The 22,740-nt window shown below is 62.2% G+C and carries 17 protein-coding genes; 6 read left to right on the forward strand and 11 right to left on the reverse strand.

Annotated elements, in window-relative coordinates:
- Positions 1-159: 159 nt before the first annotated feature.
- Together ACE4QZ_RS18055 and ACE4QZ_RS18060 are read right to left on the reverse strand one after the other, a co-directional pair.
- On the reverse strand, positions 160-1,158 hold the full coding sequence (locus ACE4QZ_RS18055; RefSeq protein ID WP_031322837.1) for an FAD:protein FMN transferase: 999 nt from the start codon (positions 1,156-1,158) through the stop codon (positions 160-162).
- A gap of 179 nt (positions 1,159-1,337) precedes the next feature.
- Positions 1,338-2,801, reverse strand: coding sequence for a glyceraldehyde-3-phosphate dehydrogenase (locus tag ACE4QZ_RS18060; RefSeq protein ID WP_021785419.1), 1,464 nt, complete (start codon positions 2,799-2,801; stop codon positions 1,338-1,340).
- Between the two features lie 167 nt (positions 2,802-2,968).
- Between ACE4QZ_RS18060 and mfd the strand changes: the two genes are divergently transcribed.
- Genes mfd through ACE4QZ_RS18075 form a run of 3 tightly spaced genes read left to right on the forward strand, consistent with a single transcriptional unit; the run spans position 2,969 to position 10,322 of the window.
- A complete protein-coding gene (gene mfd, locus ACE4QZ_RS18065) occupies positions 2,969-6,418 on the forward strand; it encodes a transcription-repair coupling factor (RefSeq protein WP_410480098.1) in 3,450 nt (1,149 codons plus the stop codon).
- Between the two features lie 9 nt (positions 6,419-6,427).
- Positions 6,428-7,000 carry a CsiV family protein gene (locus ACE4QZ_RS18070; protein WP_410480099.1) on the forward strand — a complete coding sequence of 191 codons (573 nt, stop codon included), beginning with the start codon at positions 6,428-6,430 and terminating at the stop codon, positions 6,998-7,000.
- Between the two features lie 4 nt (positions 7,001-7,004).
- Positions 7,005-10,322 (forward strand): DEAD/DEAH box helicase, encoded by a 3,318-nt coding sequence (locus ACE4QZ_RS18075; protein ID WP_323600580.1) that lies wholly within the window; start codon positions 7,005-7,007, stop codon positions 10,320-10,322.
- A gap of 114 nt (positions 10,323-10,436) precedes the next feature.
- Here ACE4QZ_RS18075 and nagZ read toward each other — a convergent pair whose 3' ends face one another.
- Entirely contained in the window at positions 10,437-11,435 is a 999-nt protein-coding gene (nagZ, locus tag ACE4QZ_RS18080) for a beta-N-acetylhexosaminidase (protein ID WP_323600589.1), read from the reverse strand.
- Between the two features lie 189 nt (positions 11,436-11,624).
- The gene (locus ACE4QZ_RS18085) at positions 11,625-12,332 is read right to left on the reverse strand and encodes a TetR/AcrR family transcriptional regulator (protein WP_021785423.1); all 708 of its coding nucleotides are present in this window, start codon (positions 12,330-12,332) and stop codon (positions 11,625-11,627) included.
- A 282-nt stretch (positions 12,333-12,614) separates the two neighbouring features.
- Here ACE4QZ_RS18085 and lexA point away from each other — a divergent pair, with 282 nt between their 5' ends.
- Together lexA and sulA are read left to right on the forward strand one after the other, a co-directional pair.
- Positions 12,615-13,223 (forward strand): transcriptional repressor LexA, encoded by a 609-nt coding sequence (gene lexA, locus ACE4QZ_RS18090; RefSeq protein ID WP_010953131.1) that lies wholly within the window; start codon positions 12,615-12,617, stop codon positions 13,221-13,223.
- A gap of 13 nt (positions 13,224-13,236) precedes the next feature.
- The gene (sulA, locus tag ACE4QZ_RS18095; protein WP_103462799.1) at positions 13,237-13,713 is read left to right on the forward strand and encodes an SOS-induced cell division inhibitor SulA; all 477 of its coding nucleotides are present in this window, start codon (positions 13,237-13,239) and stop codon (positions 13,711-13,713) included.
- A 50-nt stretch (positions 13,714-13,763) separates the two neighbouring features.
- Here sulA and ACE4QZ_RS18100 read toward each other — a convergent pair whose 3' ends face one another.
- From ACE4QZ_RS18100 to ACE4QZ_RS18130, 7 genes are all read right to left on the reverse strand, one after another.
- Positions 13,764-13,997, reverse strand: coding sequence for a hypothetical protein (locus ACE4QZ_RS18100; RefSeq protein WP_003248777.1), 234 nt, complete (start codon positions 13,995-13,997; stop codon positions 13,764-13,766).
- A gap of 50 nt (positions 13,998-14,047) precedes the next feature.
- Positions 14,048-14,563, reverse strand: coding sequence for a DUF6586 family protein (locus ACE4QZ_RS18105; RefSeq protein ID WP_410480100.1), 516 nt, complete (start codon positions 14,561-14,563; stop codon positions 14,048-14,050).
- A 187-nt stretch (positions 14,564-14,750) separates the two neighbouring features.
- Positions 14,751-17,360, reverse strand: coding sequence for a type I DNA topoisomerase (gene topA, locus ACE4QZ_RS18110; protein WP_103443938.1), 2,610 nt, complete (start codon positions 17,358-17,360; stop codon positions 14,751-14,753).
- A gap of 100 nt (positions 17,361-17,460) precedes the next feature.
- Positions 17,461-17,712, reverse strand: a complete 252-nt coding sequence (locus tag ACE4QZ_RS18115; protein ID WP_021785428.1) for a DUF1653 domain-containing protein — start codon at positions 17,710-17,712, stop codon at positions 17,461-17,463.
- A 76-nt stretch (positions 17,713-17,788) separates the two neighbouring features.
- On the reverse strand, positions 17,789-18,964 hold the full coding sequence (gene fadA / locus ACE4QZ_RS18120) for an acetyl-CoA C-acyltransferase FadA (protein ID WP_010953128.1): 1,176 nt from the start codon (positions 18,962-18,964) through the stop codon (positions 17,789-17,791).
- Between the two features lie 31 nt (positions 18,965-18,995).
- Entirely contained in the window at positions 18,996-21,143 is a 2,148-nt protein-coding gene (gene fadB, locus ACE4QZ_RS18125; protein WP_410480101.1) for a fatty acid oxidation complex subunit alpha FadB, read from the reverse strand.
- Between the two features lie 517 nt (positions 21,144-21,660).
- On the reverse strand, positions 21,661-22,098 hold the full coding sequence (locus ACE4QZ_RS18130) for a hypothetical protein (RefSeq protein ID WP_021785430.1): 438 nt from the start codon (positions 22,096-22,098) through the stop codon (positions 21,661-21,663).
- Positions 22,099-22,207: 109 nt separating this feature from the next.
- On the opposite strand from ACE4QZ_RS18130, the gene ACE4QZ_RS18135 reads away from it, so the two are divergent.
- Positions 22,208-22,648: a universal stress protein gene (locus ACE4QZ_RS18135; protein ID WP_021785431.1), complete on the forward strand. Its 441-nt coding sequence runs from the start codon at positions 22,208-22,210 to the stop codon at positions 22,646-22,648.
- Positions 22,649-22,740 lie beyond the last annotated feature (92 nt).

A 22,740-nucleotide genomic window follows, 5' to 3' on the forward strand; every position in this document is an offset into this window, starting at 1 on the left:
GCACGATCATGCCGCCGGGGCGCCATGAGAAAATTCGGGTGCAGTCTAATCAACCCGGAACGCCGCGCACATTAACCCTTGGTCGCGTCGTAGGCCAATTTTGCCCGCACTACATATGCTTCACCCATTCCCTGGCGGCAATCATCCCTGCTTGTGCTTTCACTGGCCTTTCACTGCCCGTTCGAACGCGGGCGTAGATCGGGAGACGAAGCCTCCCTCTGCTCGAGTCACCAAAACCGCAGCCAGGTCATGCGCCACGGCAAAATCCCAGCCTCGCTGCGGACCCAGGATGAGCAGCAGCGTCGAATAGCCGTCGGCCTGCAGTGCTGAGGCGTCCAGCACCGTAACGGCCGCCAGGTCATGCTCGACCGGGCGCCCGAGGCGGGCATCGAAGGTGTGCGAATAGCGCCGGCCATTCTGCTCGAAATAGTGCCGATAGTCACCCGAGGTTGATACTGAAAGGCTATTGACCGGGATGATCTGGCGGGCGACCTGCCGGTCTTCGCGAGGCAGTTCCAGGGCAATGCGCCAAGGGCTGCCGTCAGGCTTGCGGCCAACTGCCTTCAACTCGCCAGTGACCTCGGCGACAAAGCTGCTGACACCCATGGCCTGCAGGCGCGCAGCGATCACGTCGACAGCATGGCCGGCGACGATGCTGTTGAGGTCGAGCTGCACCGGGGCATCCTTGCACAGGGCGCGCCCCTTGATGCGCAGGTGCTGGTAGCCCACACGCCGGCGCACCTGGGCCAGTGCCTGTGGTTCGGGCACCTGCTCGTGACGGGCCTGAGGGCCGAAGCCCCACAGGTCGAGCAAAGGCTCTACCGTGAGATCGAAAGCGCCATCGCTCTGCTCGGCAAGGTGCTGGCCGAGGCTGACCAATTCGAGCATATCGGGCGGCAGGGCCAGGCACTCACCGGCGGGTAACCGGTTGAACTGGCTGACGATGGAATCGCCGCGGTAGGTCGAGTAGTGGTGGTCGATGTCATGCAGGATGGTTTCAACCGCCCTCTGCACCTGGGCCGGCACCGGGCCACCAGGCTCGCGGACGTACTGGATGCTGTAGCTGCTGCCCATGGTCGGGCCACCCAGACGCTCCAGGGTGGGGCCCTGGTTGCAGGCGGTGAGTAGCAGCAGAATGAACAGTAGGGCTGTGCGCACAGTAGGGTTTCTCGGTTGCCGGTGCTGGCCTCTTCGCGGGTAAACCCGCTCCTACAGGGGCAGCGATAATCCTGTAGGAGCGGGTTTACCCGCGAAAGGGCCAGCACTGACAACACACATTCAGAATAAAAAAAACGGGAACCCGAAGGTTCCCGTTTTTTCATTGCCTTACAAGCGAATCAGCGTGGAAACGCTGGCGGGTTCACACCGGCCATGTCTTCCATCACACGAACCACCTGGCAGCTATAACCGAACTCGTTGTCGTACCAGACGTACAGAACAACGCGGTTGTCGTTGGCGATGGTCGCCTCTGCGTCAACCACACCGGCATGGCGCGAGCCCACGAAGTCGGTCGAAACCACTTCCTGCGAAGCCACGTAGTCGATCTGCTTGTGAAGTTCCGAGTGCATGGCGGTCTGGCGCAGGTACTCGTTGATCTCGTCGCGGGTGGTGGCCTTTTCCAGATTCAGGTTCAGGATGGCCATCGAAACGTTCGGCGTCGGGACACGAATGGCGTTGCCGGTCAGCTTGCCCTTCAGCACTGGCAGTGCCTTGGCAGCGGCGGTGGCGGCGCCGGTTTCGGTGATTACCATGTTCAGCGGCGCGGCACGGCCACGGCGGCTGCCCTTATGGAAGTTGTCGATCAGGTTCTGGTCGTTGGTGAACGAGTGAACGGTTTCGACGTGGCCGTTGACGATGCCGTACTGATCGTTGATGGCCTTGAGCACCGGCACGATGGCATTGGTGGTGCAGGAGGCCGCCGAGATGATCTTGTCATCGGCAGTGATGTCACCGTGGTTGATACCGTGCACGATGTTCTTCAGCGCGCCCTTGCCAGGTGCGGTGAGGATCACGCGGGCAGCACCAGGGCAGGCCAGGTGCTGGCCCAGGCCGTCGGCGTCACGCCATACACCGGTGTTGTCAACAACAAGCGCATTGTCGATGCCGTACTGGGTGTAGTCGACTTCGCTCGGGTTCTTGGCGTAGATAACCTGGATCAGGTTGCCGTTGGCGGTGATGGTGTTGTTGGCTTCGTCGATGGTGATGGTGCCATCGAACGGACCATGCACCGAGTCACGGCGCAGCAGGCTGGCACGCTTGACCAGGTCGTTTTCGGCGCCTTTGCGCACGACGATGGCACGCAGACGCAGGCCGTCACCACCACCGGTTTTCTCGATCAGGATGCGCGCCAGCAGGCGGCCGATGCGACCGAAACCGTACAGAACAACGTCGGTGCCTTTACGCGCCGAAGCGTTCTGCTGGCCAACCACGTCAGCCAGCTCTTCACGGACGAACTGCTCGGCAGTGCGGCCATTGCCTTCCTGCTTGAACTTGTTGGCCAGCTTGCCCAGGTCGACCGATGCGGCGCCCAGTTTCAGCTCGCTCATGGCTTTGAGCAGGGGGAATGTCTCGTGGACGGACAGTTCGGTTTCGTCGGTTTGGCGGTGGCGCGCAAAGCGGTGCGCCTTGAGGATCGAGATAACCGAACGGTTGATCAGGCTGCGGCCATAAATCGAGCTCACCACGTTGTTATTGCGGTAGAGCTGACCGATAAGCGGGATCATCGCTTCAGCCAGGGCTTCACGATCAATCCACTCACCAAGACACTGGTCGGGCTTCTGAGTCACGGGAACCTTCCACATGTAGGGACAGAAAAAAGGGGCTACATTATGACGCCCCGACGCGGAACCGGCAATGAGCGCCTGTCGCAGTGACGCAAGCCAGCGCTCATGCCCTTTCGAGCCTGACAGCCGGCACCGTCACCGGTACAATCGGTCTCTTTGCCGCAACGCTTGGAGTGCAATCTCCCGTGTCAGTTCTGCGCCTACCGCAAATGTCGGCCACGGCCGGCAAACAAACCTGGGGCAACTTGCCCGGTGCCGCCCTCAGCCTTGCCATCGCCGAGGCTGCCAGCAGCGCTGGCCGCTTCACCCTGCTGCTGACGGCCGACAGCCAGGCCGCCGACCGTCTGGAGCAGGAGCTGCGCTTCTTTGCCCCGGGCCTGCCAGTGCTGCCGTTCCCCGATTGGGAAACCCTGCCCTACGACCTGTTCTCGCCGCACCAGGACATCATCTCCCAGCGCATCGCCAGCCTGTACCGCCTGCCGGAGCTGAGCCACGGCATCCTAGTGGTGCCGATCACCACCGCCCTGCACCGCCTGGCGCCCACACGCTTTCTGCTGGGCAGCAGCCTGGTGCTGGATGTGGGCCAGACCATCGCCGTAGAGCAGATGCGCACGCGCCTGGAAGCCAGCGGTTATCGTTGCGTCGACACCGTCTACGAGCATGGCGAGTTCGCCGTGCGCGGCGCGCTGATCGACCTGTTCCCGATGGGCAGCAAGCTGCCCTACCGCATCGACCTGTTCGATAACGAGATCGAGACGCTGCGCACCTTCGACCCCGAGACCCAGCGCTCGATCGACAAGGTGGATTCGGTGCGCCTGCTGCCAGCACGCGAATTCCCGATGCAGAAGGAAGAAGTGACCCGCTTCAAGGCACGCTTTCGCGAGCGCTTCGACGTCGACTTCCGCCGCAGTGCAATCTTCCAGGACCTGGCCAGCGGCATCATCCCCGCCGGTATCGAGTACTACCTGCCGCTGTTCTTCGAAGACACCTCAACCCTGTTCGACTACCTGCCGACCGACACCCAGGTGTTCTCGCTCCCCGGCGTGGAACAGGCCGCCGAGCACTTCTGGAACGACGTGCGCGGGCGTTATGAAGACCGCCGCGGCGACCTCAGCCGGCCGCTGTTGCCGCCGGCCGAGCTGTTCATGCCGGTGGAAGATTGCTTCGCCCGGCTCAAGCAGTGGCCCCGGGTAGTGGTCAGCAGCGAAGAGCTCGACCCTGGGGTGGGCCGCGAGCGCTTCCCGGCGCGCGCCCTGCCCAACCTGGCCATCGAGGCCAAGGCCAACCAGCCGCTGGCCGAGCTGGCCAACTTCCTCGACCAGTTCCCCGGCCGCGTACTGTTCACAGCCGAATCAGCGGGCCGCCGTGAAGTGCTGCTGGAGCTGCTCGAACGGCTGAAGCTGCGCCCGCATACCGTCGATGGCTGGGACGATTTCATAACCGGTGCCGAGCGCCTGGCGATCACCATCGCCCCGCTGGACGACGGCCTGCTGCTGGACGACCCGGGCCTGGCCCTGATTGCCGAAAGCCCACTGTTCGGCCAGCGGGTGATGCAGCGTCGGCGCCGTGACAAGCGCGGCGAAACCGCCAACGACGCGGTCATCAAGAACCTCACCGAGCTGCGCGAAGGCGCGCCGGTGGTGCACATCGACCATGGTGTCGGCCGCTACCTGGGCCTGGCCACCCTGGAAATCGACGGCCAGGCCGCCGAATTCCTGACGCTGGAATACGCCGAGAACGCCAAGTTGTATGTGCCGGTGGCCAACCTGCACCTGATCGCCCGCTACACCGGCAGCGACGACGCCCTGGCACCGCTGCACCGGCTGGGTTCGGAGGCCTGGCAGAAAGCCAAGCGCAAGGCCGCCGAACAGGTCCGCGACGTGGCCGCCGAACTGCTCGACATCTATGCTCGCCGCGCCGCGCGCAAGGGCTATGCGTTTGCCGACCCGTCCGCCGACTACGCCACCTTCAGCGCCGGCTTCCCGTTCGAGGAAACCCCGGACCAGCAGGCTGCAATCGAGGCCGTGCGAGCCGATATGCTGGCACCCAAGCCAATGGACCGCCTGGTCTGTGGCGACGTGGGCTTCGGCAAGACCGAAGTGGCCATGCGCGCGGCGTTCATCGCCGTGCACAGTGGCCGCCAGGTGGCTGTACTGGTGCCCACCACCCTGCTTGCCCAGCAGCATTACAACAGTTTCCGCGACCGCTTTGCCGACTGGCCCGTGACCGTGGAAGTGATGAGCCGCTTCAAGTCGGCCAAGGAAGTGGCCGCCGCCGCCGCGGACCTTGCCGAAGGCAAGATCGACATCCTCATCGGCACCCACAAGCTGCTGCAGGACGACGTGCGCTTCAAAGACCTGGGCCTGGCCATCATCGATGAAGAGCACCGCTTTGGCGTACGCCAGAAAGAACAGCTGAAGGCGCTGCGCAGCGAGGTCGACATCCTCACCCTGACCGCCACGCCGATTCCGCGCACGCTGAACATGGCTGTGGCGGGCATGCGCGACCTGTCAATCATCGCCACGCCGCCAGCACGCCGCCTGTCTGTGCGCACCTTCGTCATGGAGCAGAACAAGAGCACGGTCAAGGAGGCGCTGCTGCGCGAACTGTTGCGCGGTGGCCAGGTGTACTACCTGCACAACGATGTGAAAACCATCGAAAAATGCGCCGCCGACCTTGCCGAACTGGTGCCCGAGGCACGCATCGGCATCGGCCACGGGCAAATGCGCGAACGCGAGCTGGAACAGGTGATGAGCGATTTCTACCACAAGCGCTTCAACGTGCTGGTGGCCTCGACCATTATCGAAACCGGTATCGACGTGCCCAGCGCCAACACCATCGTCATCGAGCGCGCCGACAAGTTCGGCCTGGCCCAGCTGCACCAGTTGCGTGGCCGGGTTGGCCGTAGCCACCACCAGGCTTACGCCTACCTGCTCACACCTACCCGTCAGAAGGTCAGCGCCGACGCCGAAAAGCGCCTGGAGGCGATCGCCAACACACAAGACCTTGGCGCAGGCTTCGTGCTGGCCACCAACGACCTGGAAATCCGCGGGGCCGGCGAGCTGCTGGGCGAAGGCCAGAGCGGGCAGATCCAGGCGGTGGGCTTCACCCTGTACATGGAAATGCTCGAGCGCGCGGTCAAGGCAATCCGTAAAGGTACCCAGCCGAACCTTGAGCAACCACTGGGCGGCGGCCCGGAGATCAACCTGCGCCTGCCGGCACTGATCCCCGAAGACTACCTGCCTGACGTGCATGCGCGTCTGATCCTGTACAAACGCATTGCCTCGGCTGCCGACGAAGAAGGCCTCAAGGACTTGCAGGTCGAGATGATCGACCGCTTCGGCCTGTTGCCAGAGCCGACCAAGAACCTGATGCGCCTGACGTCGCTCAAGCTGCACGCGGAAAAGCTCGGGATCAAGAAAGTCGATGCGGGGCCCAACGGTGGCAAGCTCGAGTTCGAAGCCGAAACCCCGGTCGACCCGTTGACCCTGATCAAGCTGATCCAGGGTCAGCCCAAACGTTACAAGTTCGAAGGCGCTACCCAGTTCCGCTTCCTGGTACCGATGGAACGCCCCGACGAACGTTTCAATACCCTGGAGGCGCTGTTCGAGCGCCTGACCCCACAGCCTGCCTAAGGAAGACCCATGCGTGCCATCCGTTGCCTGACCCTGCTGCTGGCGCTGTTCGCCCCGGCTGCCTTCGCCGAAGGCCTGTATCAGGTAGAAATGATTCTGGTGCGGCAGAACAGCGTGCCCGCCTTCACCAGCCCGTTCGCCCCCGAAGACTGGAGCGCTGGCGCCCCACGCCTGACCAAGGACGCCGAGCGCCGCCCAGCACTGGAAGATGAAGCCACCCGCCTGGAAGCCACCGCCGACTACACCGTGCTGATGCACAAGGCCTGGCAGCAGCAGGTGGGCAGCGAACCCAGCCGCATCGCCGTGGACGAAGGCACCGAACAGTTCGGGCACTTCCCTATCGAAGGCAACCTGAGCATCGCTGAAGGTCGCTTCATCACCGTCGAGGCCAACTTCTGGGTCAACCAGCTGGATGGCAACGGCAACGTGCTGCAAAGCGAGCAGTTCAGGCAAAGCAACAGCAACGTCAAGGGCGGCCAGCTGACCTTTCTCGACGGCGGGCACCTGGCGGTACTGCTGAAGGTGACACCACCGGGTACGCCGAAAATGCCGGTGATGGACCCGGAGATGATGGGGCAGTAGGCCAATGAAGCACGATGCCGCCGAGATGGTGAACGCTTATCCGAACTGGATTCAATCGTTCAGCAAAGCTGCCCTGCAGCGCGGTGAGCGGTATGCCGAGGAAGGCAGGGCCGAACTGGAAGGCGTGTATGGGCAGACCATCACCGCCAATTGCCAGGGGAGCGGCAACAACCACTACCGGCAACGCATCGAGCTGCACGTTGCGGGCGGCCGCTGCCATGTGCGCGGTGAATGCGATTGCCCGGTACGGCAAAACTGCAAGCATTGCGCCGCTGTACTCTTCTGCGTGAGCGACCGCTTTTCCAGTAGCGGGGGCATGCAAGCCAACCCGGGCACCCTGTCCGCCGAACTGCAGCACTGGTTGAGCGGCCTGGAGCAGGCCCCACCCAAAACTGACGCGACCGAAGACAAACGCGGGCGCATGGTGTGCTATCAGTTGCAGCTCACCGATGATGCTGGCTGCGCCCTGCTTGTCCGCAAAGGCACGCGAACGGAAGACGGCATCCGCTTCAGCCGCGTCCAGTCACTTTACGACTTTCTCTACGAACCACCGCGCTTCGTAACAGACGAAGACATCCGCATTCTGCGCCTGCTCTCGGCCCTGAATCAGGGCGGCGGCCAAGATCGCGGTTACAAACTGAAGGGCCACGAAGGTGGCGAGTTGTTCCAGCGCGCCCTCGAAACCGGGCGAATGTTCTTCGATACCGACTTCCCCCCGCTTCATGAAGGCCCGGTGCGCCATGCCGAGTTTCGCTGGGTACGCCTGGACAACGGAAACTACCGGGGGCGGTGGTACAGCGGCGAAGAAATGCTGCGCCGCGTCATCCCGCTGCTGCCGCTTTACTACCTGAACCTGCCGACCCGTGAAGTGGGCAAAGTCGAGCACAGCCTGGATCCGCATGTCGCCGTGCAGTTGACTATCGCACCCGATGTACCGGAACACCTGGTCGTCCCCCTGAGCCACAAGCTCAATGCCCTCAGCCACAAGGTGCCGACCCCGACGCAAGTGCAGGAGCAGTTGCTCGATAACATCCAGCCAAAGCCCCTTCTTGCTCTCGGCAGCCTCGAATACACCGCCTACATGCCGAAAACCGGTCGCATGCAACGGCAGATGCAACATCGCGCCGCATTGGCGTTCGATTATGACGGCTTGCAGGCCAGCGGCACCGATGAAAAGCCACTGACCCGCCTGGCAGGCAGCACCAGCCAGCGCATTCGCCGCCAGACTCAAGCCGAGCAGGCATTGCGCCAGATGCTGCGCGATTTCGGCTTCAAACCTGCCACACGGCAGAGCAAGGCACTACCCGACAGCGCCGGCGAAATGCATCAATTGCCAGACGACGAAGCCTGGTTGCGCTTTGCCCGCGAAGGCCTGCCGCGCCTGCGCGAAGCCGGCTGGGACATCGACATTCACCGCGACTTCGCCTTCAACCTTCAGGAGGTGGACGACTGGTATGCAACCATCGACGAAGCGCCCGGCCATGAATGGTTCGACCTGGAACTAGGCATTGTGGTCGATGGCCAACGCCACAGCCTGCTGCCGATCGTATTGCACCTGCTGCGCAGCAGCCCGGAGCTGCTACGCCCTAGCGAACTGGCCCGGCGCAGTGACGATGAGCACCTGCTGATCGACCTCAACCGCGGCCGCCCCGATGCCCCCGCCTTGCGCGTCGCCCTGCCCTACGGCCGCATCAAGGCAGTCATGGGCACCCTGGGCGAGCTCTACTTGCACGAGGACACGGCAGGCCCGTCCCTGCGCATGGAGCGCGCCGACGCCGCGCGCCTGAACGAAATCGAAGGCCTGCCCCTGCACTGGGAAGGTGGCGAGCATGTACGCGATCTGGGCCGCCGCCTGCGCGATGCCCGCGACCTGCAGGTAGAACCGCCCACCGGGTTGCAGGCCAGCTTGCGCCCCTATCAGCAGCAAGGCCTGAACTGGCTGCAGGCCTTGCGCGAAATGGGTACCGGCGGCATCCTCGGCGACGACATGGGCCTGGGCAAGACCCTGCAGGCCCTGGCCCATCTGCTGCTGGAGAAGCAATCCGGCCGCCTGAGTACACCGGCCCTGGCGGTCATGCCAACCAGCCTCATACCCAACTGGCTGGACGAAGCCCAGCGCTTCGCGCCCGGCCTGCGCGTACTGGCCCTGCATGGGCCGGGGCGCAGCAAGCACTTCACCAAGCTCCATGAGTACGACCTGGTCCTGACCACTTACGCCCTGATACCACGCGACCTCGAACAGTTGCGCCCCCAGGCCTGGCACATGCTGATACTGGACGAGGCGCAAAACATCAAGAGCAGCAGCAGCAAGGCCGCCCTCGCCGTCTGCGAGCTACAGGCCGGCCAGCGCCTGTGCCTGACCGGCACGCCGATGGAAAACAACCTGGGCGAACTGTGGTCGATCTTCCACTTTCTGATGCCCGGCTGGCTGGGCGACCTGAAGCGCTTCAACCAGGATTACCGCAACCCGATCGAACGTCACGGTGACAGCGAGCGCATGGCCCACCTGGCCAGCCGCATCCGGCCGTTCCTGCTGCGCCGCACCAAAGAGCAGGTGGCCACAGAGCTGCCGGCCAAGACCGAGATGGTGCACTGGGTCGAGCTCAGTGACGCCCAGCGCGATACCTACGAGGCCGTGCGAGTAGCCATGGACCAGAAAGTCCGCGACGAAATCGCCCGCAATGGCGCCGCACGCAGCCAGATCGTGATCCTCGATGCGTTGCTCAAGCTGCGCCAGGTGTGCTGCGACCTGCGCCTGGTCAAGGGGGTGGAAAGCAAAGGCAACCAGGCCGACAAGGGCAAGCTGGGTGCGCTGCTGGAAATGCTCGAAGAACTGCTCAGCGAAGGGCGCCGGGTGTTGTTGTTCTCACAGTTCACCTCAATGCTGGCGCTGATCGAGCAGGAGCTCGAGAAGCGCAAGATCCGCTACAGCCTGCTGACCGGTGACACTCGCGACCGTCGCACGCCAGTGCAGCAGTTCCAGCAAGGTAACAGCGAAGTGTTCCTGATCAGCCTGAAGGCGGGGGGCGTAGGCTTGAACCTGACGGCGGCGGACACCGTGATCCACTTCGACCCCTGGTGGAACCCGGCCAGCGAAAACCAAGCTACTGACCGAGCCTACCGCATCGGTCAGGACAAGCCGGTGTTCGTGTTCAAGCTGATTACCCGGGGCACGGTGGAGGAGAAGATCCAGCTGCTGCAGCAGGAAAAGGCAGCATTGGCCGCCAGCCTGCTAGACGGCGGGCAGGCTGGGCAGTGGCGGCTTGGCGATGAAGAAATCGAGGCCCTGTTTGCGCCATTGCCCGGAAAACGCGGGCGATAGATCGAAAACGGATACAGCCCGCGCGGGCCTCTTCGCGGGCAAGCCCGCTCCTACAGGCACTGCACTGCCCCAGATGGCGATGCGGTAACTGTGGGAGCGAAGAGGCCAGCGCAATCAATCGACCAACTGAGCTTCCTTCAACGCCCCCAGCGCCTCCAGCCAGCGCGGCTGCTGGCGATAATCGGTTCGTGCAAAACCTTGCCCGCGCATCCGCGCAATCCGCGGCGACGGCTTGACCTTCATGCGCTGCGCCGCACCCAGCGCCAGCTCCGCCGCCGCCCGGTCATTGCACACCAGGCCCATGTCACAACCGGCGCTCAGCGCCGCCTCGATACGGCTGGCCGCGTCGCCCACCACATGCGCACCGGCCATCGACAGGTCATCACTGAAGATCACCCCGTCAAAGCCCAGCTCGCCACGCAAGATGTCCTGTAGCCAACGCCGCGAGAAGCCGGCTGGCTGGTTATCGACCTGCGGGTAAATGACATGCGCCGGCATCACTGCCGCAAGCTGCCCACTCAGGCGGGTAAACGGCACCAGGTCGGCCTGGCGCAGTTGTTCCAGGCTGCGCTCATCGGTGGGGATAGCCACGTGCGAATCGGCTTCGGCCCAACCATGCCCCGGGAAATGCTTGCCACAAGCGGCCATACCCGCCGCATTCATGCCACGGATGAACGCGCCGGCCAGTCGCGTTGCACGCAGCGGGTCACCCTCGAACGCGCGGCTGCCCACCACGGCGCTACGCTGGTGGTCCAGGTCGAGCACCGGAGCAAAGCTGAGGTCCAGACCAACTGCCAGTACCTCGGTCGCCATCAGCCAGCCGCACTGCTCAGCCAGGTATTCAGCATTGTCGTTATCGGCCAGCGCACGCATGGCCGGCAGGCGCACAAAGCCCTGGCGCAGTCGTTGTACGCGACCACCCTCCTGGTCCACTGCCAGGATCAGTTCGGGGCGAATGGCGCGGATGGACGCGCACAGTTCGCGCACCTGGCGCGGGCTGTCGATATTGCGGGCAAAGATGATCAGGCCAGCCACTTCGGGCTGGCGCAGCAATTGACGGTCTTCGGCGGTCAGCCATTTACCGGCGATATCCACCATCAGGGAGCCTTGCAGGCTGACAGTCATGGGTAATCCTTCATTGAAGACAGAGAGAGGCCCAATTGGGGGCAGCAGACACCCACAGGCACGCGCCGCTGGCCACAGGCGAAGCCATGAGAGCACTGGTCAGCGAGGGAAATGTGAAGTAGATCGAGATCGGGCATGGGCGCTAGCTTAGCGGAAGCGCCCTGCCACGCCCAGCCTTCAGGCCTTGGCGGTAGCCGAGCTGGTCTTTGTTCGCGGGCGCAGCTGCGCAGTGGCCATCGCCTCGTCGGTCACACCGCTGTCAGCGCGCATGCCTGCCGCCAGGAACGGCACCATCAGGCGCATCACCTGCTCGATCGAAGTGTTGATGCCGAAGTCGGTCTCGGCAATCGCCCGCAAGGCCTTGATACCGGACATGCTGAAGGCCGCGGCACCCAGCATGAAGTGCACACGCCAGAACAGTTCCAGTGGCGGAATGCGTGGCGCAGCCTCGTTCACAAGCAGCATGTAGCGGCGGAACACCTTGCCGTACATGTCTTCCAGATAACGCCGCAGGTGACCCTGGCTCTGGCTGAACGCCAGACCCAGCAGGCGCATGAAGATCGACAGGTCGTTGTTGCTACGCGGCTGCACGGCCAACGCCTGCTCTACGAGCATTTCCAGCAGTTCTTCGAGGCTGGGCTTGTGCTCCGGCTTGGCCTGGCGCCGCTCCAGTTCACGCTCGAGACTGGCGCAGAACGGGCCAAGGAAACGCGAGAAAACAGCCTGGATCAGCGCCTTCTTGGAGCCGAAATGATAGTTGACTGCCGCCAGGTTGACCCCGGCCTTGCTGGTAATCAGCCGCAACGAGGTTTCGGCGAACCCCCTTTCCGCGAACAGCTGCTCGGCAGCATCGAGAATGCGTTCAACGGTTTCCGATTGGGCCATGACTACTCCGACTACTCCGCCAGACAAACAGGTGTTTGAAACATACGTTTCAGCCCTGCGTCTGTCAAGGCTCGGTGACTGGGCGGTCGCCATTTAAAAGGCGCAAGCTGGAAGCTGCAAGCATCAAATAACAGCAACACCGGCCGGATATCACGAAATCGCTTCTGGGGTGACTGAGATCGGATGGACTGCCGTTTCGCCCTTTCTTGCAGCTTGGAGCTTGCAGCGGGCCCGACACTGTATATAATCCCAGTCACTGTACAAAAAGACAGAGCGCTTACCATGTTGAAACTGACGCCACGCCAAGCCGAAATTCTCGCGTTCATCAAGCGCTGCCTGGAAGACAACGGCTTCCCGCCCACCCGCGCGGAGATTGCTCAGGAGCTGGGCTTCAAGTCGCCCAATGCCGCCGAGGAGCACCTCAAGGCGCTTGCCCGCAAGGGCGCGATCGAAATGACGCCGGGCGCTTCCCGCGGCATCCGCATCCCTGGCCTGGAAGCCAAGGCCGAAGAAGCCGGCCTGCCCATCATCGGCCGGGTAGCTGCCGGTGCGCCGATTCTTGCCGAACAGCACATCGAGCAATCCTGCAACATCAACCCTGCCTTCTTCCACCCCCAAGCCGACTATTTGCTGCGCGTACACGGCATGAGCATGAAGGACGTCGGCATCTTCGACGGTGACCTGCTGGCTGTGCACACCTGCCGTGAGGCCCGCAACGGCCAGATCGTGGTGGCGCGCATCGGCGACGAAGTCACCGTCAAGCGCTTCAAGCGCGAAGGCAGCAAAGTCTGGCTGCTTGCCGAAAACCCCGAATTCGCCCCCATCGAAGTCGACCTGAAAGAACAGGAACTGGTGATCGAGGGCTTGAGCGTCGGCGTCATTCGCCGCTGATCCAGGAGGCGTCATGCAGCAGTTCATTCACGCACCCGAGCAAGCCCAGTTGCCCCTGTTCGAAGCATTCCTCGCACAGCCCGTACTGCCAGGCCTGAAAGCCAGGGAGCCAGCGCGCAAGAGCAGCCAGCCCGAACTGTTCAGCGAACTGTCGCTGCGCGGCACCCCTGGCCACTGCCAAAGCCTGCTGGCACCGGTGCTGCGCGAGCTGAGCGAAGAGGACGAGGCCCGCTGGCTGACCCTGATCGCCCCGCCGCCAAGCCTGACCCAGGCCTGGCTGCGCGATGCCGGGCTCAACCGTGAACGTATTCTGCTGCTGCAACCCCGCAGCAATCAAAGCGCGCTGCAGCTGGCCTGTGAGGCCTTGCGCCTGGGCCTCAGCCACACCGTGGTGAGCTGGCTGGGCAACGTCAACGCCACTGCACGCCAGCAACTGCTACGTGCAGCCAGTGCCGGAAACGCACAAAGCCTGAACATCCGCCTCGGCTGATGTTCAGGCTTTGCCTGTCACTTCAAATAGCCTGATACGCTGCTGCACACTCAGTGCAGCACACGCGGCCCTTCATCACGCTCAAGCTCGCCATCCATCAGGCGACCGGCCATCTGCACGCCCACACTGAGCATGGCCTTGGCCACTTCCACATGCTGACCCTGCAGGAACACCTTGGCGTCTTCCGAGAAATCCAGGGTTACCAGAGAGCCCTCATCCTCGGCGCGACGAAGTTCGATGCGGCCATCAGGCAACTCGACAATTTCCAGAAAAGACGTAGACATAAATGGCAGTTCTCCGCGAAAGGCGATTATTGTACCAGCCGTTGCGGCTATCAGCACTCACTCAACGCGTCACGGAAACGTCTCACCAGACTTTTGAGGTCATTTCGCCAGCCTTCCAGCTCGGCACGCGACAGCGCTGGATGCTCAGGCTCATCAAGATTGACGGCTTGAATCAGGGGCTGGGTAACGTCGGTTTTCGGCGCTTTTCTGGCGACCGGTGGTCGGAACAAATCGGCATAAGCACCGAGCATTTGCGCCAGCCAGGTTTCCCGCTGGCGGGCCAGTTCCAGCAACTCGGCCACTTCGGGGATGGTTATACCGTTAAGGGCATCGTCGGCCAGGGCCTGCTCCACCGTTGCGACAACCGGAAGGCGGTAGAAGCCCCCGATTTCATGGCACAGCCCCAACAGAGCACCATACAGGTGGAACAGCGCCGACTCGCGTTCAGCCTGAACCAAGCCCTGGGCATTCATGGCCTGGCTTTGTTCAGCCTTGGCCATGGACTCGAGGGCGAGGCCGGCGAAGAACAGTCTCTGGTTGGTGCGGGTGTAGAGTTCCTGGGCCATTTCAGTGCCCTCCCATAAGGCTACAAGGCGGATATCTGCATCATAAATGATTGGGGCCGCTTTGCGCCCTTCGCGGGCTTGCCCGCTCCCACCAGTACAGCGCCACATTCAAGGGCGGCGCGATACCTGTGGGAGCGGGCAGGCCCGCGAAGGGCGCAAAGCGGCCCCACATTACAGCACCGATGGATCAGCGCTTGTCTTCAACCTTCCAGGCATTGCCGTCGTAGAACGCCTTCCAACCGGTCGGCTTGCCATCGACCTCGGACTGTACGTACTGCTCCTTGGTCTTGCGGCTATAGCGGATCACCGCCGGGCGGCCATCCGGGTCTTTCTGCGGTGCATCGCACAGGAAGTGGTACTTCGGGTCGATCTCATGCTTGTGCGGCACAATCTCCAGCACCAGCGGCGCACGGGTTTCGCGGTTCTTGGGGAACTGGCTGGCTGCCAGGAACAGCCCCGAAGCACCGTCGCGCAGCACGTAGGTATCGTCGACCTTCTCGCACTTGAGCTCCGGCATGTCTACCTTGTCCATCTTCGGCGGCGCCGCCTCGCCGCTCTTGAGCAGCTTGCGGGTGTTCTTGCACGCCGGGTTGGTGCAGCCGAAGAACTTGCCGAAACGGCCAGTCTTCAATTGCATCTCGCTACCGCACTTGTCGCACTCCAGGCTCGGCCCTTCGTAGCCCTTGATGCGGTAGTTGCCTTCCTCGATCTCGTAACCTACACAATCCGGGTTGTTACCGCAGATGTGCAGCTTGTGCTTCTCATCCAGCAGGTAGGCGTCCATCGCCGTGGCGCAGATCGGGCAACGGTGCTTGCCCAGCAGTACGCGCGATTCCGACTCGCCCTCGTCGTCAGCAGCAATCTCGTCGCCCGGCACCAGGTTGACGGTAGCCTTGCAGCGCTCTTTCGGCGGCAGGCTGTAGCCAGAGCAACCCAGGAACACGCCTGTAGAGGCGGTGCGAATCATCATCGGCCGGCCACATTCCTTGCACGGAATGTTGGTCATGGTCGGCTGGTTGGCGCGCATGCCGTCTTCGCTGGACTCGGCAGTCTGCAGCTTTTTGCTGAAGTCGCCGTAGAACTCGTCGAGCACGTTCTTCCAGTCACGCTCGCCCTGGGCCACGTCGTCGAGGTTCTCTTCCATGACGGCGGTAAAGCCGTAGTCCATCAGGTTGGAGAAGCTCTCCGACAGGCGCTCGGTGACGATGTCGCCCATCTTCTCGGAGTAGAAGCGGCGGTTGTGCAGCGTCACATAGCCACGGTCCTGGATGGTGGAAATGATCGCCGCGTAGGTCGATGGGCGACCAATGCCGCGCTTTTCCATTTCCTTGACCAGGCTGGCTTCGGTGAAGCGCGCCGGTGGCTTGGTGAAGTGCTGGCTCGGGTCGATCTGAATCAGTTTAAGCGCTTCGCCCTGAACCATTTCTGGCAGCACGTCGTCTTCGCCCGGCTTGCTCTGCTGGGGCAGCACACGGGTGTAGCCGTCGAACTTGAGGATGCGGCCCTTGGCACGCAGCTCGAAATCGCCAGCAGCGACGGTGACGCTGGTGGACAGGTACTGCGCTGGCGGCATCTGGCAAGCCAGGAACTGGCGCCAGATCAGCTCGTACAGGCGCTCAGCATCACGCTCCATGCCACTGAGCTTGGTCGGATGGGTATTCACGTCAGAAGGTCGAATCGCTTCGTGCGCCTCCTGGGCGCCCTCCTTGCTGCCGTAAACCAGTGGCGCCTCCGGCAGGTACTGCTTGCCGAACTCCCGCTCGATGTAGCTGCGTGCCATATCCAGGGCGTCAGCCGACAGGTTGGTCGAGTCGGTACGCATGTAGGTGATGTAACCGGCTTCGTACAAGCGCTGGGCCATCATCATGGTTTTCTTCACACCGAAGCCCAGGCGGTTACTGGCCGCTTGCTGCAAGGTGGAAGTAATGAATGGGGCCGATGGCTTGCTGCTGGTCGGACGGTCTTCGCGCTTGACCACGCTGTAGCTGGAAGCCTTGAGCTTATCCAGCGCCGCCATGGCCTGGGCTTCGTTCAGCGGCTTGAAGGCCTCGCCCTTCTCGCGCGCCACCTCGAAACGCACCTTGGCGTTCTTGGCGGTGCCGAGGTCGGCGTGGATTTCCCAGTACTCTTCCGGGATGAACGCGCGGATCTCACGCTCACGCTCCACCACCAGCTTTACCGCTACCGACTGCACACGGCCAGCGGACAGGCCGCGAGCAATCTTGGCCCACAGCAATGGCGAAACCATGTAACCGACCACGCGGTCGAGGAAACGCCGCGCCTGTTGGGCGTTGACCCGGTCGATGTCCAGCTCGCCCGGCTGCGAGAAGGCCTCCTGAATGGCCTTCTTGGTAATTTCGTTGAACACCACGCGCTTGTAGCGGGTGTCGTCACCCCCGATGGCCTCGCGCAGGTGCCAGGCAATGGCTTCCCCTTCGCGGTCCAAGTCGGTTGCGAGATAGATGGTGTCGGCATCCTTGGCCAGGCGGCGCAGCTCTTCGATCACCTTTTCCTTGCCAGGCAGGATCTCGTACTTGGCCTTCCAGCCATGGTCGGGGTCGACGCCCATGCGCGCCACCAGCTGGCGGCGGGCCTTTTCTTTCGGCGAAAGCGCCGGCGCCTCACCCGCAGCCTTGCCACGCTTGGCGGCCGGCTCTTTGCTCGCGCTGGCCGAACCGCTGGTGGGGAGGTCTCGGATATGGCCGATACTCGACTTCACCACGTACTGGTTGCCCAGGTACTTGTTGATGGTCTTGGCCTTGGCCGGGGATTCCACAATGACCAGCGATTTGCCCATGGATCGGAGTATTCCTGAATCTGAAGATAAAAAACGCGCCAAGTGCCAGACGCGGCACCGCTATATATAGTGGCAAAAGTGTGAGGTCAAGCTCGGACGATCAGTCGTGCGACTTGCCCAGCAACCCGGGCAGCCCCTCTTCGGCCTTGACCAAAGCAAAGCGTGGCACCTGCTCGCCGTCAACTTCTACGGACTCCTCGAACATCGAAAGGGGGCGTACCCAGAAGCTGTAATCACCATACAGGCATTGGTAGAACACCATCCACTCTTCGGTTTCGGAGTGCCGCGCAACACTGAAGACACGGTACTCAGGCCCTTTGTAATGCCGGTAGACGCCTGGTTGTATCTGCATGTTGCACACCTCCTGAATAAAACCTGAAAAAAACAAAACCGGGGCACAAGGCCCCGGTTGCTGTCCCGCTACGCGATCAGACGCGTTCGAAGACAGTGGTGATACCTTGGCCCAGGCCGACGCACATGGTCGCAACACCCAGAGTACCGCCATTTTGCTTCATGACGTTGAGCAGGGTGCCGGAAATCCGCGCCCCGGAGCAACCGAACGGGTGGCCCAAGGCAATCGCGCCGCCGTGCAGGTTAACCTTCTCATCCATCTTGTCGAGCACTTTCAAGTCTTTCAGCACTGGCAGGGCCTGTGCAGCGAAGGCTTCATTGAGCTCGATGAAGTCGATGTCAGCCATGGTCAGGCCGGCACGCTTGAGGGCTTTCTGGGTCGATGGCACCGGGCCGTAACCCATGATCGCCGGGTCGACACCCGCCACCGCCATCGAGCGGATGACCGCCAATGGCTGGATACCCAGGTCCATCGCACGCTGGCCGGACATCACGATCATGCACGATGCGCCGTCGGTAATCTGCGACGAGGTACCGGCAGTGACAGTACCGCCTTTCGGGTTGAACGCAGGCTTGAGCGATGCCAGGCCTTCGAGGGTAGTTTCCGGGCGAATGGTTTCGTCGAAATCGAACACCTTCAGGAAGCCGTTCTCGTCATAGCCCTGCATCGGGATGATCTCATCCTTGAACTTGCCTTCGACAGTGGCCTTGTGGGCCAGCTGGTGCGAACGCAAGCCGAACAGGTCCTGCTGCTCACGGGTGATGCCGTGCATCTTGCCGAGCATTTCCGCAGTCAGGCCCATCATCCCGGAAGCCTTGGCGGCATGCAAGGACAGGTGCGGGTTGGGGTCGACGCCATGCATCATGCTGACGTGGCCCATGTGCTCCACGCCACCTACCACGAACACATCACCGTTACCGGTCATGATTGCCTGGGCAGCCGTGTGCAGGGCGCTCATCGACGAACCGCACAGGCGGCTGACGGTCTGCGCCGCAGAGGTGTGCGGGATCGGGGTCATCAGCGAGGCCATGCGGGCGATGTTCCAACCCTGCTCCAGGGTCTGGTTGACGCAGCCCCAGATCACGTCCTCGACTTCTTTCGGGTCGACCTTGCCGTTGCGTTCCAGCAGTTTGCTGATCAGGTGCGCCGACATGTCTTCAGCGCGGGTATTGCGGTGCATGCCACCCTTGGAGCGGCCCATTGGCGTGCGACCGAAGTCGACAATCACCACGTCTCTTGGATTCAGGCTCATATCAAATCTCTCGCTCTAGCTCGTTGACCGCTCAGTTGAAGAAGCGCTGGCCGTTCTTGGCCATTTCACGCAGCTTGGCGGTCGGGTGGTACAGCGGCCCCAGGTCGGCGTACTGATCGGCCAGGGCAACGAATTCGGCCACACCGATCGAGTCGATGTAACGCAGCGCACCACCGCGGAAGGGAGGGAAACCAATGCCATAGACCAGGCCCATGTCGGCTTCGGCAGCGGTTTCGACGATGCCGTCTTCCAGGCAGCGCACAGTCTCCAGGCACAGCGGGACCATCATCCAGTTGATGATGTCTTCATCGGTCACTTCACGCTGCTCGAACACGATAGGCTTGAGCACGTCCAGCACGGTGGCATCGAAGACCTTCTTCGGCTTGCCGCGCTTGTCGGTTTCGTAGGCATAGAAGCCCTTGCCGTTCTTCTGGCCCAGGCGGTTGGCCTCGTACAGCGCGTCAACGGCCGAGCGACGCTCGTCCTTCATGCGGTCCGGGAAACCTTCGGCCATCACATCGCGGCCATGGTGACCGGTGTCGATGCCGACCACGTCCATCAGGTAGGCCGGGCCCATCGGCCAGCCGAACTTTTCCATGACCTTGTCGATACGCACAAAATCGACACCGGCGCTGACCAGCCTGGCGAAGCCGCCGAAGTACGGGAACAGCACGCGGTTGACCAAAAAGCCCGGGCAGTCGTTGACCACGATCGGGTTCTTGCCCATTTTCTTGGCGTAGGCCACGGTGGTGGCAACCGCCACTTCACTGGACTTCTCACCACGGATCACTTCAACCAGCGGCATCATGTGCACCGGGTTGAAGAAGTGCATGCCGACGAAGTTTTCCGGGCGCTTGAGCGCCTTGGCCAGCAGGTTGATGGAAATGGTGGAGGTGTTGGAAGCGAGGATGGCATCGTCCTTCACCTGGCCTTCCACTTCCGCCAGCACCGCTTGCTTGACCTTCGGGTTCTCGACCACAGCCTCGACGACGATGTCGACATTGGCGAAGTCGCCATAGGACAGGGTCGGGCGAATGGCGTTGAGCGCCTCGGCCATCTTGGCCGCGGTCAGGCGACCCTTTTCGACGCGGTTGCCAAGCAGCTTGGAGGCCTCGTTCAGACCCAGCTGAATGGCTTCCTCGCGGATGTCCTTCATCAGGATCGGCGTACCTTTGACCGCCGACTGGTAGGCAATACCGCCGCCCATGATGCCGGCGCCGAGCACGGCGGCCTGCTTCACGTCGTGGGCGATCTCGTCATGCGCCTTGGCCTTGCGCTTGAGTTCCTGATCGTTGAGGAACAAGCCGATCAGGCTCTCGGCGACCGAGGTCTTGGCCAGCTTGGCAAAGCCTGCGGCTTCGACTTCCAGGGCCTTGTCGCGACCGAAGTTGGCGGCTTTCTGGATGCTCTTGATCGCTTCGACCGGGGCCGGGTAGTTGGGGCCGGCCTGGCCTGCGACGAAGCCCTTGGCAGTCTCGAAGGCCATCATCTGCTCGATGGCATTGAGCTTGAGCTTCTCCAGCTTCGGCTGGCGCTTGGCCTTGTAGTCCAGCTCGCCACTGATGGCACGCTTGATCAGGTCGAGGGCACCGGCCATCAGCAGCTCAGGGGCGACCACGGCGTCGACAGCCCCCACTTTCAGGGCGTCTTCGGCACGGTTTTCCTTGCCGGCGGCGATCCACTCGATGGCGTTGTCCGAGCCGATCAGGCGTGGCAGGCGCACGGTACCGCCAAAGCCCGGGTAGATACCCAGCTTGACTTCCGGCAGGCCGATCTTGGCGCTGGAGGACATGATCCGGTAGTCGGCCGCCAGGCACATTTCCAGGCCGCCGCCCAGCGCGATGCCGTTGATGGCGGCAACGGTCGGCACTTCGAGGTCTTCGAAGGCGTTGAAGATGCGATTGGCTTCCAGGTTGCCAGCGACCAGTTCGGCCTCAGGCAGCTTGAAGTTGTCGACGAACTCGGTGATGTCGGCGCCGACGATGAACACGTCCTTGCCACTGCTGACGATCACGCCCTTGACCGAGGCATCGGCCTGGATGGCATCGACGGCCTGGCGCAGCTCGTTCAGGGTAAGGCGGTTGAACTTGTTGACGGACTCACCCTTGAGGTCGAACTTGAGCTCGACGATGCCACTTTCAAGAGCCTTAACCGTGATGGCTTTACCTTCGTAAATCATCAACTGATCTCCACGATATGGAAGCTGAACTGTACACGCCGATCGCTGCAGCAGAAGCAGGCCTAGCTGCCCTGCCCCAGGCACACCCGTCAGCGCGCTAGTCGGAAGTATGGCTTGGCGTCATGACATACAAACGCTCAATTCATACGCCCGTTTGATTTGGGTGTGCACACATTCTCCGAAAAGATGGGCGTTGTCAAATGCTCACGAGCACGGCGAAAACGCGACTTTCCAGTCATTTTCTATCGTTCGGGTACAAAACATGATGACAGTGATCGCCGGTCATTCATGTCAGCGATTGACCACACGTATTGGCTGGAGTGCTTTGCGCTTGCGCGGCGAGCCAGGGCGACTACACTGGCTCTTGCTTGAATGAATACCCGGCCTGCCTGGCCTTTTCTGCGCAGCAGAACGCAAAGCGGCGACTTGGCACCCCACCCCTTCAGGGTCATGCCGAGCCGCCGCTTTGTCGTTGTGGGAGCGGGGTTGGTGTCACCCCAGGATGTGTGGTTACCTGTCAGGCCAAGGTTTCGAGAGCATGGGCAACATCCTGCAATACAGCAGTATCGCCGCGCTCGGTCCAGTACAAGGCAATCATCCGCGCATCGGCCTCTACCTTGTACACACTCGCCGGCAAACGCGACAAGGCGCCCATGAAGCGTGGGTCTTCACAGGGTTCACGCCACTGATTCCACCACACCCCGGGGCTGACCTGCCAGAAACTGAAGCTGTCCTCATGCCCACGGCGCCGGGCCCGGTGATACTGCGGGCAGGGGCTTGGCGGCTCCTTTTCCAGCCAGTGCGGCCACTGCTGCGGCGCCAATTGCATGGCCAGACCCATGCGCCGTGCCTCCAGGCGCAACTTCATCTGCTCGCTCTGCTTGCGCGAACTGCGCAGCCAGGAAAGCGGGCTGAGAATCAGCGCAAGGATTGACACCACCAGCAATACCGTCATATCAGTAGTTCCCATAAAGCGTTGCAAATGAGCTGGTTAGCCATTTTCACGGTAGACCCGCCCTAAAGCGACCATACTTCTTCTATCGCGATTGTCAGGAGTACCGCTCATGAAATACGAACATTTGTTGGTCGCCGTCGACCTGACCGAAGAGTGCGACCCGGTGATCAAGCGCGCCATGGCGCTGGCAGAACCTTCGAAAGCCAAGGTATCCCTGGTGCACATCGTCGAACCGATGGCCATGGCTTTCGGTGGTGACGTACCGATGGACCTGTCGCAGTTGCAACAGCAGCAATTCGACCAGGCCAAGGAGCGCATGGACCGCCTGTTCAACAAATACCCGGAAATCAACCGCGGCGACTCGCACCTGACCTACGGCCAACCGCGCCAGGAAATCCACCAGCTGGCCAAGGACCAGAACTGCGACCTGATTGTGGTCGGCAGCCATGGCCGTCACGGCCTGGCATTGCTGCTGGGCTCCACGGCCAACGATGTACTGCACGGTGCGCCGTGTGACGTGCTGGCGGTGCGCTTGCTGAAGAAGGATTGATTTGACCTGAACCGGCCTCTTCGCGGGCAAACCCGCGCCTGCAAGGGTGTGGCGATCCCTGTAGGAGCGGGTTTACCCGCGAAGAGGCCGAA

It is taken from the genome of Pseudomonas sp. DCA-1 (assembly GCF_046523955.1).
Taxonomy (GTDB): domain Bacteria; phylum Pseudomonadota; class Gammaproteobacteria; order Pseudomonadales; family Pseudomonadaceae; genus Aquipseudomonas; species Aquipseudomonas putida_Y.

Bases quoted from the DNA above. Each gene is read 5' to 3' on its own strand.
- ACE4QZ_RS18060 (WP_021785419.1), bottom strand. From the start codon at position 2,801: ATGTGGAAGGTTCCCGTGACTCAGAAGCCCGACCAGTGTCTTGGTGAG.
- ACE4QZ_RS18070 (WP_410480099.1), top strand. From the start codon at position 6,428: ATGCGTGCCATCCGTTGCCTGACCCTGCTGCTGGCGCTGTTCGCCCCG.
- ACE4QZ_RS18075 (WP_323600580.1), top strand. From the start codon at position 7,005: ATGAAGCACGATGCCGCCGAGATGGTGAACGCTTATCCGAACTGGATT.
- ACE4QZ_RS18085 (WP_021785423.1), bottom strand. From the start codon at position 12,332: ATGGCCCAATCGGAAACCGTTGAACGCATTCTCGATGCTGCCGAGCAG.
- lexA (WP_010953131.1), top strand. From the start codon at position 12,615: ATGTTGAAACTGACGCCACGCCAAGCCGAAATTCTCGCGTTCATCAAG.
- sulA (WP_103462799.1), top strand. From the start codon at position 13,237: ATGCAGCAGTTCATTCACGCACCCGAGCAAGCCCAGTTGCCCCTGTTC.
- ACE4QZ_RS18100 (WP_003248777.1), bottom strand. From the start codon at position 13,997: ATGTCTACGTCTTTTCTGGAAATTGTCGAGTTGCCTGATGGCCGCATC.
- ACE4QZ_RS18105 (WP_410480100.1), bottom strand. From the start codon at position 14,563: ATGGCCCAGGAACTCTACACCCGCACCAACCAGAGACTGTTCTTCGCC.
- topA (WP_103443938.1), bottom strand. From the start codon at position 17,360: ATGGGCAAATCGCTGGTCATTGTGGAATCCCCGGCCAAGGCCAAGACC.
- ACE4QZ_RS18115 (WP_021785428.1), bottom strand. From the start codon at position 17,712: ATGCAGATACAACCAGGCGTCTACCGGCATTACAAAGGGCCTGAGTAC.
- fadA (WP_010953128.1), bottom strand. From the start codon at position 18,964: ATGAGCCTGAATCCAAGAGACGTGGTGATTGTCGACTTCGGTCGCACG.
- fadB (WP_410480101.1), bottom strand. From the start codon at position 21,143: ATGATTTACGAAGGTAAAGCCATCACGGTTAAGGCTCTTGAAAGTGGC.
- ACE4QZ_RS18130 (WP_021785430.1), bottom strand. From the start codon at position 22,098: ATGACGGTATTGCTGGTGGTGTCAATCCTTGCGCTGATTCTCAGCCCG.
- ACE4QZ_RS18135 (WP_021785431.1), top strand. From the start codon at position 22,208: ATGAAATACGAACATTTGTTGGTCGCCGTCGACCTGACCGAAGAGTGC.